The following is a 14,000-nucleotide window of genomic DNA, read 5'->3' as shown; positions in this document are numbered from 1 at the left end:
ATCACCTTACTATCTAGAATATTAGGCCTATAATTATACCTAATAAGCCACCAAAGAAAACCTGCTTTGGTGTATGTCCCATTAACTCCTTAAGTTTCTCCTGCTTTATTTCCTTCTTCTTCTGCCAATCCTCTATTAACTGGTTAAGTATTGTAGCCTGCTTACCTACAGCCTGTCTTACACCTGATGCATCGTACATAATAATCAATGATACAACCACTGCTACTGCAAATAAGTCAGATGAAAAACCATACTTAAGACCTATCATTGTAGACATACAAGAAACAAAAGAACTATGTGAACTAGGCATACCACCAGAAACTATGATTCTACTAATATCTATGCCTTTTTCACCTGAGAAAATTTTTAAAAACTGGGCAAAAAAACAGGCAAATATACTAACCCACAAGATCTCGTTACTAAATATCTCACTGAAAAAACTCATACTTCCTCCATTACCACTACTTGTTTCTGCTGATGACATAGTCGGCCAATCCAACTAGAAACTCTGCCCCTTCAAAAGCCTCTATCTTTTCTTTTGCCTTGACAACCAGGTCTCTGGCAATTTCTTTAGACCTTTCCATACCAAGTATATGGGGATAAGTAGCCTTGTCATTTTCTATATCACTACCAACATTTTTACCGAGTTCCTTTTCATCGCCCTCGATATCAAGGATATCATCAGCTATCTGAAAGGCCAAACCTAGATACCTTCCATAGGCTTCTAACTTTTCAACTGTATCATCATCTGCACCTGCCAGGTAAGCACCTGACTTCATGCAGGCAACTATCATAGCTGCCGTCTTGTTCAAGTGGATAAAGTCCAGACAGGCTAGGTCTATTTCCTTAGACTCGCTCTCAACGTCTACTACCTGACCTCCGACCATACCATATATACCAGCCCCATCTGCTATGGCCTTGCAGGCCTTAATTGCTGATGGCTGGTCAGATGAATTAAGGGCATGGTTTAAGATTACCTCATAGGCATAGTTTAGGAGACCATCTCCTGCCAATATAGCCATGGCTTCTCCAAAGACCTTATGGTTGGTTTTCTTCCCCCTCCTAAGGTCATCATTGTCCAAGGCTGGTAGGTCATCATGAATTAGTGAATAGGTATGGATCATTTCTATTGCTGCTGCATAAGGAAGGTATTCACTACCCTTTCCACCGCATAGCTTATATGACTCCATAATCAAGATTGGCCTTAACCTCTTACCACCTGCCTTATAGCTATAATTCATGGCTGAAAAAAGAGTCTTTTGATAGCCCTCTTCCAGTGGTAGGTAGGCATAAATCTCTGCTTCTATAAAATCACTCTTCTTTTTCAATTCACTGATGAAATCCATTAGTCCACCTCTACTTCTTCCTTATATTCATTGAATTTACTTATCTTCATTTCTGTTTTTTCCAATATAGCATTACAGTGCCTATACAGACGACTTCCATATTCGAATAACTTAAGAGACTCTTCAAGGTTTACCTGGCCATTTTCTAACTGACTAACCAGGTCCTTCATCATATCGAAAGCCTCCTCATAAGACATCTTTTCTATATCTATTTCACTTATACTTACCAACTTGTCCGAATTCAAATTGCCACCCCTATCTTATTCTCTTTACTCATTTATTGTTTATTAGTTAAATACATTTTATATACTATTACTTATCATTAGCCTCTATATCCACTACCTGACAGTCCAGTTTTCCATCCTTAAGATTTATTTTCAACTTGTCTCCCTGGTCAATATCCCTGATAGTGGAGACTATCCTTCCTTCTTTTTCCGCTATTGAATATCCCCTATCAAATATTGAAAAGGGGTTTAAACTGGACATCTTAACCCCATACAAGTTCATTTCTTCCCTTTTATTTTGAATATACTTGGTAAAACTTGAATCTATCTTATCTAATATCATATCCAGGGCTATATACCTATCCCCAAGCATATACCTATCAGCATACTGACTAAACCTATCCATGCTAGACCTTAGCCTGTGTTTTTCTAAAATAATCCTATTATTTATAGAGTTGGTCATGCGCTTGGCCATTAAATCTTGTTCCCTTAAAAGGTCAGCTAAATTTGGTGTAGCTATCTCAGCCGCTGCAGAAGGAGTTGGTGCCCTTTCATCTGAAACAAAATCACAAATAGTGAAATCAGTTTCATGGCCCACTGCTGATATTACTGGTATTGAAGACGCGAATATGGCCCTGGCCAGGTCTTCATCATTAAAAGACCACAATTCCTCAAGAGAGCCACCACCTCTTCCTATAATAATTGTATCAACAGGGTATTCCAAATTAAAAAAGTTTATACCTGCTATTAGGCTAGAAACTGAATCCTTCCCCTGTACCAGTGCTGGATACAACTTAATTGCTACCTTTGGGTACCTCCTGCTTATAACATTTATTATATCCCTAATGACTGCCCCAGTCTCAGATGTAACCACACCTATAGACTTGGGAAACCTAGGTATGGGTTTCTTGTAGTAGTTAGAAAAAAGTCCCTCCTTATCTAGCTTTTCCTTTAACTTTAAAAAATCTAGGTATAGGTTGCCTACACCTTCAAGAGAAACATTTTTCATATACAGTTGGTAGGATCCATCACTTACGTAATTAGAAATATATCCATCTGCAACTATCTTACTTCCATTGTCTAATTCTAGGTCCTTATTATAGTCAGACCTATAGATCATACACCTAATTTTTGACTTATTATCCTTTAGGGTCAAGTATACATGACCACTAGAATGTATCTTAAAATTAGATATCTCTCCTCTTACTTTCACACTATTGAGGATAGGATCATCTAAAAAAACTTTTTTAATATATTCATTTACTTCGGATACTTCCAAAACTCTAATTTTCATTCAACCACCACCAAATTTGCATAATATGCTAAATTTTATTATACCATATAACCAGGAATTTTACGAATAAAAAGCCCATGCTTGAGCACGGGCTTGGTTTTATAAAAACATATTAATAAAAGGTAGAACCATCATTATAATTAAAATAAGGACTATAATTATAAGAGATGTCTTTTTTCCATTCTTTTTTTTCTTACTTTTCTTGTCTGTATGGCCATTCTTGACAATCTTCATATCATCTATACTCTTATTTTCAAGTTCCTTTTGTATATCTGACAAGTACATCTGCCTTGTCTTATAAAAGTCATCCGGGCTAACATGACCTGTCTTGTGCAAGACTGACTCCAGGTGGGGTTGGTTCTCCTCTGCCCTTATAGCCTCTATATCAATCTTGGAAGTTTTGTACATAAAATGACTCAGACTCAACAGAACTTCATTATAATTCTTATAACATAGGTTGTCATTTCTCTCCAAAAGACGTTTTATAATTTCCACAAAGTCCTTATTCATACCACTAGTATTGATTTTAGACCATATAACACCCTTGTCAATAGCCTTGATTAACTGCTTTTCAGTATGGGCATCATTAAATGGAAATTTCTTAAAAACCGACTCATACAAGATTACACCCAGACAATATAGGTCCGACTTTATATCAGTAAAATCTATACTCAACTGGGATGGAGATAGGTACTTAAGATTTCCAGAGCACCTGATATTTGTACCCTTATTGGCTTCTGTAATACCAAAGTCTGCTATCTTTATCTCGTACCTTTCATTAACCAGTATATTGTCAGGCCTCAAGGACCCGTGTTTCTTACCTAAATTATAGTAGGCCTGTAGGGCCTTCACAGTCTGTGTAGCTATCCTTATCAAGGCATCCATGTGTAGGTAGGCTCCCTTGTTTAGGGTAGTAAGAGAGACTCCCCTGAAATTCTCATAAACGATATAATAAAGCAGGTTATCAACAGTCCTATGTACTCCTACATCCAGTATTCTCAAGATATGTGGAGACCTTAAATCGTCAATAATTATGCTCTCATCAATCAGGTTTGGTATAAAATCTATACTTATATACCTGTTATTTTCTATTATTTTTATTTTAACATCTATTTTCTTCTCTGAATCATAGGCATTGTATAGCTTGTTTTCCTCAATATAAACAGGCCTATCGGTTATTTCATATCTATTTCCTATAAATATCATCTTTATCACTACCTTCTCGGGCAAGTGCCCACATACTATCTATTCTATAATATCATAATTATATGTACCTTACCATAAATTATTAAAATATTGTCTGTAATTGTCATTATTTTTGTCATATGTTTAGGCAAATGATTGACTTGACAGTGTAAATTTAATATAATTAGAATTACTAAGGGTAATAGGAGGAAAGAGCTATGGCTAAAGACAAAAATAAGAATAAAACTATAAACTTTGCCGAAAAAAAGAAAGCATATGCATCAAAACAGGCTCAAAATAAAACTCCTAAAACTATGCCTGAAGGCAAGATGGTATATGATATTAATAGGATGAGGGAACAAATCAACCAACAAACAAGAAATTTAAAAACAAAAAATTGATTAAGAAATCCCGTCCTGCCTGGGTAATTTTCTTCTACCTTCTTATCATAACAGTGCTTGTCATACTTGCAGGTTCAAAAATTTATAAGACGGCTGTAAACTATAAGACTTATGATACTATGCCAAAAAAATTCACTAGTATTGACAATAGGCTTAGTACCCAAGAAACTATTAAGTATGAAAAACTGATAAAGAAAAAGATTGTCTCTAGTGTAAGGTCTGATGGAAATCTAGAAGTCATCACATCTTCAATCCATAAAAATGGCGACACCCTATATGCTAGTGGCTATTTCAGATATGCTAACGAAAAAGATAATATTTACTTCGACTCCATAATAAGATCAGAAAAGATTGAATCACTTCAAGTGAATGGTTTCGAACTAACAAAAATAAAGTAATCACATCCACCTGGTAAGATGGTCATGATTACTTTATTTTAGTTTATGTAGGAAAAATATGTAGCAAAGGTAGCCAAAACTACACTCACCACCAAGAATATCCTACAAATATCATATTTCTTCTTGTATACTGTGAGGACCAAAATACTTAATATAAAAGCCAAGACCCCCATATAAAATCCTTGAACCATGCCCTGGTTGGACTTTACAATCGCTAAAAGAGACAGTATTAAACTGTAAACTGCAGCGGTATTTCTAATAATATAGTTATTTGCACCTCTTCCATTCTTACCTATAATAAAAGATATTACAACTAAGGACAGAATCACCAAAATAACCAATCCTGATCGTGACATTCTTTCCTCCTATAAAAGTACTGACTTTGATTTAAAGCCCTATATACCTATGAAAATAATTGTTATATTTAATTAAAGACTAGTATATATAGAATAAATTTTATCTATAAATTTGTCAATATTTTTTTTATCAAGCACCTGACCCTGGGCCATATAATCAGAACCTCCACCCCTTATATCTGCCAAACCAGCATGGTCCTTAAGGACCTTTCCAAGCTTGATAGATTCTTCTTTGGCTAGTTTCTTATCAACCTGTAAAAATACCCTCGGCTGAGCCTGGCCTCCACTGGCAAAAATTACCAGGGACTTGTAATTATTCGTTATATACTTGGCAAGTGCTTCTACCATCCAGGCATCATCATCAAGGACCCCTCTTACAACTATGATACCCTGTGAATTTTCCCTAAGTCCTTCAAGTAAGGACTTGGACCTGGCCTCCAGATAAAAATCTAAAAGAAGCTTGTTCTTTTCAGCAAAATCATCCTTCTTGTCTTCCAAATTACCTATGGCATTTAGGATATTAGCTTCATTGGTATCGTATTTTAAAAGAAGCTTGCTAAAGTATTCATCTCTATCTAGGATATATGATATTGCCCTTTTACCCACCAAATATTCGAAACGTGTATTGCCCTTGTGGTGGTAATATTTTTTAATTTTTATCAATTTAAGCTGGCCAGTGTCTGTAGAATGAACTCCACAGCAGGCATTAATATCAAGGTCTCCAATCTTTAAAATCCTTATATCTTCACTTGTATTTGGTAGAGGCCTCCTAGTATATGTATCTTCCAGCTTGTCCCTATCCAGGACAAAGTTATCTATCTTAATTTCCTGTGATACGATAAGGTTGGCATACCTCTCGACCTCCTTAACCATATCATGGTCAAATTCTCCCTCTATATCCAATTGAGATAGGTCTTTGCCTATATGAAGACCTAGTGTATTTCTTGAAAACAACTTATAAAAGACGCCTGATAGGACATGTTGACCCGAATGTTGGTGCATATAGTCTTCCCTGTGTTCCCAGTTCAAAACCATACGGAATATAGGATCAGCTTTTAACTTAGCCCCAATATAATCTTCTATCATAGACACTTTTTCAGCCTGGTCCATACTATCAAGTATACCTTGTCTACTGGTTATCAGGGACTCAAGGCCATCCTTGGCCATCCTGACCTCATGGTAGATAAGACCTTCTTTTTCATTGATTCCACATATATCAAATTTTATTCCAGAGTCATCAATGACATATCCCCCATCCTGGGCCTGGCCACCGCCTCCTGGAAAGAAAAGAGTCCTATCAAAGACCATATATATCTTTCCACCTACTATGTCAACCGATAGTAACCTAGCCTGACATTCTTTCATATACCTATCACTATAATATAAAGCTTCTGTCTTCAACATAAATACCCTCCTTGAAATACCTTGTGCAAGGGTGCCTATACCAAAAGTCATGCTTGCAGGCATACTACTCCTACTATCGACAAGTTAAAGCATCCGGCAAGATAACCTATTTTACATACTTCTTGTATTCACCGTATCCACACTCTTCCATTTTATCATAAGGTATGAACTTTATGGCAGCAGAATTTATGCAATACCTCAAACCATTATCAGAATTTGGATTATCGTTGAATACATGACCAAGGTGGCAGTTTGACCCAAGAGACCTAACCTCTGTCCTCTCCATACCAAAAGAATAGTCAGCCCTTTCCATTAAGGCCGTATCTTCAATCGGTTTAGAGAAGGCTGGCCATCCGCAACCCGAATCAAACTTATCACTTGAGCTGAATAGGGGTCTTCCGTCTACAAGGTCAACGTAAATACCCTTGTCAAATTTATCAAAGTACTCATTTTCAAAAGGTACCTCTGTCATATCATTCTGTGTAACCTCAAATTCTATATCCCTAAGTTTATTTCTTAAATTATTCCTGTCCAGGTTATTCCTATCCCACTTGGCCTTGACAAAGTTGTACCTACCAGAGTTTTTATAGTAGACGCTATAGTGCTTTGAGTTAGTCTTACAGTAATTCTGATGGTAGTCTTCTGCAGGATAGAAGTGGCTTGCCTCATGTATACCAGTGGCAATTTCCTTACCATTAAAGTAGAGGTCTTCAATCCTATTTTTTGACACTTGAGCTTCTTCTTTTTGTTTATCACTAGTGTAGAAGATTGCTGTCTTGTACTGGCTGCCCCTGTCAGCAAACTGACCATTCTCATCCTGGGGATCTATCTGCTTCCAGAAAATATCTAGTATTTCTTTAAATTTAATTTTTTCATTATCAAAAGTTATCTCAACGGCCTCATAATGACCTGTTCCACCACTGCAAACTTCCTTGTAAGTAGGATTTTCCTTATGACCACCTATATAACCACTTACAACTTTTTCAACACCTTCATAGCTTGTAAATGGTTTGACCATACACCAGAAACATCCTCCAGCCAAAATAGCAATTTCTCTCATCTTATTTCCTCCTCATATTCCTTCTACTAATTATATTCTAGTAAAAGATTATGTCTTATACATATTCTAATTACTCATATTTATACATATATTTATATCCTTTTAAATGAAAAATAAACCTCATTTATTCAATTTTTAACAATATGTTTCCTTATTTTGACCAAAAAATCAACAATTTAGAAAAAAATTCACCTTTTTTCAAATTTTTGTTATAATGATTACATATATTTCTCGTAAAAATAACTATCAATATAAAAATTGCAACAGGAGGTTTATATGATTGAAAAAAAATATTTAAAAGATCTTAACAAGATAAGCTTGTTTTCGCATTTAAGTCAAGATAATTTGGAAAAACTTTTGAATTCTTTTAATTCAAAGATTATACACTTAGATAAAAACGAAATCATCTTTCGTGAAGGAGAAGTGTACCATAATATGTGTATCCTCTTAGAAGGTGAGGTAATCCTTTCTAATACAGACGAATATGGAAATAGGAATATAATTGACTCTGTTGTCAAAAACCAAATCTTTGCCGAGGTCTTTTCTTTTACCAGTAAGAAGATAAGTCCAGTTACTGCAACAACAAACAAAATATCTACCCTTCTTTTAGTCAACACTGATGAACTACTGTCTGTAGGCAACCTAGATGACCTGGACTTGATAAGGGAAAAGCAGGAAATTATATCCAGTCTCTTACATACATTTGCTGATAAGAACCTTATACTTCTATCAAAAATAGAAGTTGTATCCAGGAGGAATATTAGGGAAAAAATTCTCCATTTCCTTGAACTACATAAACTTAAAAACCAGTCAAATATCTTTCTAATACCTTATTCAAGGAAGGATATGGCTGACTTTTTAGGCGTAGATAGGTCTGCCCTTTCAAGAGAACTTAGTCGTTTAAAGGACGATGGCCTTATAGACTACGAAAAAAACACATTTAAGCTACTATAGTGTAACCTAAACTCTTAATCCCTGGTCTCATACCTAGGAGATAATATGATAAAAATAAAAAGCTGGCTAAGACCCATAATATAAATTTGGTCTTGGCCAGCTAATCTTTTTGTTTTATTTTTTACCATTAGCAGAATCTGTCAGTCCCTTAGTTTTTAATCTGTCGTTAATAGTCTCTGCAACTATAGTGTAGATTACTGCAAATAATGGTACTCCTATAACCATTCCGATTATACCAAAGAACTTTCCAGCAACCAGTAGGGAGAATAGGATCCAAAATGATGAAATACCTATAGAATCTCCTAAAATCTTAGGTCCTATTACATTACCATCCAACTGCTGGATGATGAATATGATCACTATCAGCCAAAGTGCCTTTATAGGGTCAACTATCAAAACCAGTAAGACAGATGGTATTGCCCCGATAAATGGACCAAAAAACGGAATAACATTTGTTATACCAATTATAAAAGTCAAAAGGATTACATAAGGCATCTTGACTATTGAAAGTATAATAAAGGTAATTATGGCTATTATAACAGAGTCTATTATCTTACCTATTATAAACTTCCCGAATATGTCGTTAGAAAGCCTGGTAACCTTAAGTATATTATCAGAAGTGTCCTTAGTAAATATCGCAAATATAAACTTTCTACAAAGACGGAAGAAGCCTTCCTTATCTGCTAGTATATAAATTGATATTATTATACCTAAAACCAAATTCCACACACTCTTAACTATATTCAAGAAGAAATTAGCAAAAAACGGAACAAGGTTTGTAGCAAAGTCTATAGCTGACTTACCTATTTCATTTACCTTTTGGTTTACGGCCATCCTAGTAGGTTCAGGCAGGTTTATATGACTTATAAACTTATCTATATAGTTATAAATCTTATTCACAATATGTGGGAAGTCTGTTACCAGTTTCACTACACTCTCTGCAACCTGTGGGAATATAAATTTAAAGAAGAGGAATACAAATAGTGTAACTAAGATATAGGTAATAATCATAGATAAATACCTAACTAGTCTTTTTCCCCCCTTAGGCATCAAGTTTAGAACTATTTTCCCTTCCACAAACTCCATTATAAAGTTCAATAGGTAGGCTAAAGAAAATCCTACTATAAATGGTTTTAAAATATCTATAAATGTTGATGTAAGTTCACTTAACTTGGAGAACTGCATCACACTTAGGTAGAATGATATCCCAAACACCACTACTATTATAGCATAGACCGCTATGGTAGTATATTTTCTATTCCAATCTATCTTCATATTAATTAGCACCTTCCAATTCTTCGTATTGCGACCTGTACAAGTTACTGTAGAATCCATCTTTAGCCAATAATTCATCATGACTACCCTGCTCTACAATATCTCCTTCATTTAATACTAGTATAAGGTCAGCATTCCTAATTGTAGACAACCTATGGGCTATTATAAAGCTGGTCCTATCCTTGATAAGATTGTCCATAGCCTGCTGAATTAAGACCTCTGTCCTGGTATCGACTGAACTGGTCGCTTCGTCTAAGATCAAAATCTTAGGGTCCGAAAGTATAGCCCTGGCTATCGTCAGTAGCTGCTTTTGTCCCTGAGAAATATTCTTAGAGTCTTCAGTTAATATTGTATCATATCCTTGCTTCTGAGTCATTATAAATCTATCAACATGGGCAGCTTTTGCAGCCTTGTAAACATCTTCATCACTTGCATCAAGCCTACCATACTTAAGATTTTCCATGATAGTTCCACTAAATAACCATGTATCCTGAAGTACCATAGCAAAATTTTTCCTATAGCTTTCCAGGTCTAGACTCTCTATATCTACACCATCTAGATATATCTTACCTGAATTCAGGCCATAAAACCTCATCAACAGCTTGACTATAGTAGTCTTTCCAGCGCCTGTAGGACCTACTATAGCCACCTTTTGGCCTGCCTTTATATCCAAACTAAAGTCTTTGATAATTATATTATCACTCTTATATCCAAACCTAACATGGTCAAACTTGATATTACCCTGGACTGGCCCTTCTAAGATATCTTTCTTTGACAGGTCTATTTCCTCTTCATCCAGAAACTCAAATATCCTATCAGCAGCCGCAACCGTGGACTGTAGGAGATTCATTATCTGGGCTATCTGGTTTAGTGGCTGGGTAAATGACCTCATGTATTGGATAAAGGCCTGGATATCACCAACTGATATCCTACCATTGATAGCCATATAACCTCCCAGGATAGAAACTATGGCATAGCCAAGATTTCCCACAAAATTCATTATAGGCATCATGATGCTAGATAGAAATTGTGACTTCCATCCTGTATCATAAAGTTTTCTATTTATGGTATCAAATTCATTTAGTTCAAACTTTTCACCATTGTAGCCCCTGACTATATTCTGACCAGAGAAGGTCTCCTCTATCTTTCCATTCATATCCCCCAAGTACTTTTGCTGTTGTTTGAAAAATACCTGTGACTTCCTAATCACCAGGGACAAGATCAACATAGTTAGTGGCATGACCACTAGGGCTGCTATGGTCATTATCAGGTTTATAGATAACATCATTATAAATACACCCACAAGGGTTATGATGGATGTAATCATCTGCATCAAACTCTGGTTTAAAGTCTGGCTAAGAGTATCTACATCATTTGTAACTCTCGATATAATATCCCCCTTGCTATTCCTATCAAAATAGGCCATAGGAAGTCTATTTATTTTTTGTGATATCTCCTGTCTCAACTTGTATGAGATCCTCTGGGCAACACCACTCATTATGTATGACTGGGCATAGGAGAAAACAGAACTAATAATATATAGGATAACCAAAACCAGTATAATCTTTAGTATCTTGTTGAAGTCGATACCTTGACCACCATCCCTAATTTTGCTGACTAAACCATTGAATATTTCTGTAGTTGCAGTCCCCATTATCTTAGGTCCAACTATAGCAAATATTGTAGATACAACTGAAAAAATCAAAACAATTAAAATATTCAGCTTGTCTCCACAGGTATAGTCTAATAACCTCTTCATGGTCTTAGAAAAATTATTTCCCTTTTTCTTCTCCTGGTCTGCCTTACTTCTATTTTTCTGTGTTTTTCTCTTATTTTTATCAGTCTTAGAGGACCTATTATTTGTTTTTCTACTTAACATTTTTTAACTCCTCCTCTGTCAACTGTGATTTAGCTATTTCATAGTAAACGCTACATCTTTCAAGCAGGTCAAGATGTTTTCCTTTGTCAACTATCTTACCATTATCCAAGACAATTATCTCATCTGCATTTATAATAGTATTTATCCTTTGGGCTATTATAATCAAGGTCTTGTCCCTTAATTTGTCATGGATTTGACTCCTTACCATCTTGTCGGTCTTTGAATCCAAGGCGGAGAAACTATCGTCAAAGACTATTATTTCAGGATTCCTTGCTATAGCCCTGGCTATGGACAGCCTCTGTTTTTGACCTCCCGATAAATTAGATCCTCCCTGAGATACCTTACTGTCCAAGCCCTCTGACTTTGAATTGATAAAGTCCATTGACTGGGATATCTCTGCAGCATTTTTAACCTTCTTATAACTTCTTATAGATTTAGCATATTCAATATTTGAAGCTATTGTACCTGAAAACAGGACTGACATCTGAGGAACTATTGATACCTTGTCCCTTATTATAGACATAGGTATCTGTCTTATCTCAACGCCATCCAGGTATATTTTGCCACTTGTAGCTTCCAGGAACCTTGGAATGAGGTTGACTATAGTAGTTTTACCCGAACCGGTCGAACCTATAATAGCAGTTGTCTTGCCCTTCTCAGCCTCAAAAGAAATATCCTCAATGACATTTTCGTGGGCACCTTCATACTTGAAAGTAACATTTTCGAATACCAGGCTACCTTCCTGGGCAAAGGCCTTTATAGTTCCCTTGTCCTCAATGCTGACCTCGCTAGTCAATACATCACTGACCCTCTTAGCACTGACCATGGCCCTTGGTAACATAACAGACATCATAGTTATGAACAGGAATGATATAATTATCTGCATAGTATACTGGATAAAGGCCATCATATCTCCTACCTGGATATTACCCATATCTATCTGCTTGGCTCCAAACCATATAATTAATATAGTTGTAATATCCATAATAAATATCATCAAGGGCTGCATCAAGGACATAGCCCTATTTATAAATAGGTTTATGCCAGTCAATTCTTTGTTGACCTTGTCAAACCTCTCCTCTTCATACTTGGCAGTCCCAAAGACCCTATTTACTTCTATACCAGATATAAATTCCCTAGTTACCAGGTTCATCTTATCTACTACATTCTGTATTATCTTGAACTTAGGTATGGCAAATATCATAATAACAATTATGGACATAACTGTCACCAATATGGCTAACCCAATTATCCACAACATGGATACCTCCAGTTTAAATACCCTGCTAAAGGCTCCTACAGCCATCAAGGGACCGTAAAATATGAATCTTAAGCCAAGGATAGATGACTGTTGTATCTGCTGGATATCATTGGTAGACCTTGCTATCAAGGATGATATAGAAAACTTGTCCATCTCAGCATTAGAAAATTCAAGAACCTTTTTAAAAGAATCCCGTCTCAGGCTCTTTGACACCCTGGTAGATACCCTTGCTGCTATAAAACTTACCACTATAGACAATAATCCTGCTAAAATACTCAAGACCAGCATGATTCCACCAGTCTTCCAGAGGTAGGACTTCTGCATCTTCCCCGTATCTATTCCCAAATTCTTATATATCTGACCAACTATCCTTATGCTGACCTGTTTTTTCATAAAGTCAGGCATATTTTTGTCCCTTACAATATTGGCCATGGCCTTATTACTTGACCCCTTGCTTGATTTCTTTGGATTGCTGGCCATATAAGAGGCCATATTGACCAGGGAGTTGGCCATGTAGTCATTCAATTTATCCATCTTGGCATCAGCCTTTAGGAGATAGTAGACCCTATCACGCTTGGATTGGCTTATTAACCTGGAATTTTTATTATTTTTTTCCAAATTAGTATTATATGAATTTTTATCACTAGGGGACCATCTTTCATAAGACTTGGCTATTACTGTCTTATGGCCTACCTCTGATAATGATAGCATGATGGCATAGGTTCCTTCATCCATTATCCTTGGTACAGAATTTTCTATCCCACCCTGTTGTATACCTACATTTACTATATTAGATGTATAGTTCGGCAACAAAAGTTCAAATTTAACTTCCAGGCCTAAGACCAGTATCAACATTAGTATGGCCGGTATATGTTTAACGAAATATGATAGTATCTTTTTCATAGTATATCCTTTCTAAAATTCTTCATACATAGATTATATCACAAATTAAATACTTGATAT

14 protein-coding genes are annotated in these 14,000 nt (G+C 35.8%); 3 read left to right on the top strand and 11 right to left on the bottom strand.

The genetic code is table 11. The annotated features are described in order from the left end of the window. Window positions 1-13 precede the first annotated feature (13 nt). The 5 genes from HMPREF0634_RS00770 to HMPREF0634_RS00750 form a co-directional block, all read right to left on the bottom strand. The gene (locus tag HMPREF0634_RS00770; RefSeq protein WP_007788061.1) at window positions 14-445 is read right to left on the bottom strand and encodes a divergent PAP2 family protein; all 432 of its coding nucleotides are present in this window, start codon (window positions 443-445) and stop codon (window positions 14-16) included. Between the two features lie 16 nt (window positions 446-461). Continuing rightward, a complete protein-coding gene (locus tag HMPREF0634_RS00765) occupies window positions 462-1,346 on the bottom strand; it encodes a polyprenyl synthetase family protein (RefSeq protein ID WP_007788039.1) in 885 nt (294 codons plus the stop codon). Then, window positions 1,346-1,591, bottom strand: coding sequence for an exodeoxyribonuclease VII small subunit (gene xseB, locus HMPREF0634_RS00760; protein WP_007788032.1), 246 nt, complete (start codon window positions 1,589-1,591; stop codon window positions 1,346-1,348). The genes HMPREF0634_RS00765 and xseB overlap by 1 nt, the downstream gene beginning before the upstream one ends. 67 nt (window positions 1,592-1,658) lie before the next feature. Beyond that, window positions 1,659-2,864, bottom strand: a complete 1,206-nt coding sequence (gene xseA / locus HMPREF0634_RS00755) for an exodeoxyribonuclease VII large subunit (protein WP_007788030.1) — start codon at window positions 2,862-2,864, stop codon at window positions 1,659-1,661. 99 nt (window positions 2,865-2,963) lie between these two features. After that, window positions 2,964-4,070, bottom strand: coding sequence for a protein kinase domain-containing protein (locus HMPREF0634_RS00750; RefSeq protein ID WP_007788114.1), 1,107 nt, complete (start codon window positions 4,068-4,070; stop codon window positions 2,964-2,966). 197 nt (window positions 4,071-4,267) lie between these two features. On the opposite strand from HMPREF0634_RS00750, the gene HMPREF0634_RS09270 reads away from it, so the two are divergent. Beyond that, window positions 4,268-4,450 carry a hypothetical protein gene (locus HMPREF0634_RS09270; RefSeq protein ID WP_050786321.1) on the top strand — a complete coding sequence of 61 codons (183 nt, stop codon included), beginning with the start codon at window positions 4,268-4,270 and terminating at the stop codon, window positions 4,448-4,450. Next, complete coding sequence (locus HMPREF0634_RS00745) at window positions 4,447-4,848, top strand: hypothetical protein (protein ID WP_050786320.1); 402 nt, start codon at window positions 4,447-4,449, stop codon at window positions 4,846-4,848. The genes HMPREF0634_RS09270 and HMPREF0634_RS00745 overlap by 4 nt, the downstream gene beginning before the upstream one ends. A 38-nt stretch (window positions 4,849-4,886) precedes the next feature. Here the strand turns inward: HMPREF0634_RS00745 and HMPREF0634_RS00740 are convergent, their stop codons facing one another. The 3 genes from HMPREF0634_RS00740 to msrA all read right to left on the bottom strand — a co-directional run bounded on the left by HMPREF0634_RS00740 (window position 4,887) and on the right by msrA (window position 7,668). Beyond that, window positions 4,887-5,204, bottom strand: a complete 318-nt coding sequence (locus tag HMPREF0634_RS00740) for a hypothetical protein (RefSeq protein WP_007788063.1) — start codon at window positions 5,202-5,204, stop codon at window positions 4,887-4,889. Window positions 5,205-5,276: 72 nt separating this feature from the next. Beyond that, window positions 5,277-6,608: an alanyl-tRNA editing protein gene (locus HMPREF0634_RS00735; RefSeq protein ID WP_040565577.1), complete on the bottom strand. Its 1,332-nt coding sequence runs from the start codon at window positions 6,606-6,608 to the stop codon at window positions 5,277-5,279. A 106-nt stretch (window positions 6,609-6,714) separates the two neighbouring features. Further along, the gene (msrA, locus tag HMPREF0634_RS00730) at window positions 6,715-7,668 is read right to left on the bottom strand and encodes a peptide-methionine (S)-S-oxide reductase MsrA (protein WP_007788040.1); all 954 of its coding nucleotides are present in this window, start codon (window positions 7,666-7,668) and stop codon (window positions 6,715-6,717) included. 276 nt (window positions 7,669-7,944) lie between these two features. Here msrA and HMPREF0634_RS00725 point away from each other — a divergent pair, with 276 nt between their 5' ends. Further along, window positions 7,945-8,622 carry a Crp/Fnr family transcriptional regulator gene (locus tag HMPREF0634_RS00725; RefSeq protein ID WP_007788041.1) on the top strand — a complete coding sequence of 226 codons (678 nt, stop codon included), beginning with the start codon at window positions 7,945-7,947 and terminating at the stop codon, window positions 8,620-8,622. A gap of 114 nt (window positions 8,623-8,736) precedes the next feature. Here the strand turns inward: HMPREF0634_RS00725 and HMPREF0634_RS00720 are convergent, their stop codons facing one another. The 3 genes from HMPREF0634_RS00720 to HMPREF0634_RS00710 are packed head-to-tail and all read right to left on the bottom strand — an operon-like array spanning window position 8,737 to window position 13,940. Further along, a complete protein-coding gene (locus HMPREF0634_RS00720) occupies window positions 8,737-9,897 on the bottom strand; it encodes an AI-2E family transporter (protein WP_007788155.1) in 1,161 nt (386 codons plus the stop codon). A gap of 1 nt (window position 9,898) precedes the next feature. Then, window positions 9,899-11,776: an ABC transporter ATP-binding protein gene (locus tag HMPREF0634_RS00715; RefSeq protein ID WP_007788083.1), complete on the bottom strand. Its 1,878-nt coding sequence runs from the start codon at window positions 11,774-11,776 to the stop codon at window positions 9,899-9,901. Then, complete coding sequence (locus tag HMPREF0634_RS00710; RefSeq protein ID WP_007788105.1) at window positions 11,766-13,940, bottom strand: ABC transporter ATP-binding protein; 2,175 nt, start codon at window positions 13,938-13,940, stop codon at window positions 11,766-11,768. Before HMPREF0634_RS00710 ends, HMPREF0634_RS00715 begins: the two co-directional genes overlap by 11 nt. Between the last annotated feature and the right edge of the window lie 60 nt (window positions 13,941-14,000).

Source organism: Peptostreptococcus stomatis DSM 17678, from assembly GCF_000147675.1.
Classification (GTDB): Bacteria; Bacillota; Clostridia; order Peptostreptococcales; family Peptostreptococcaceae; genus Peptostreptococcus; species Peptostreptococcus stomatis.
The sequence above is the reverse complement of the archived record's forward strand: the minus strand, read 5'-3'. Positions and strand labels throughout refer to the sequence as shown.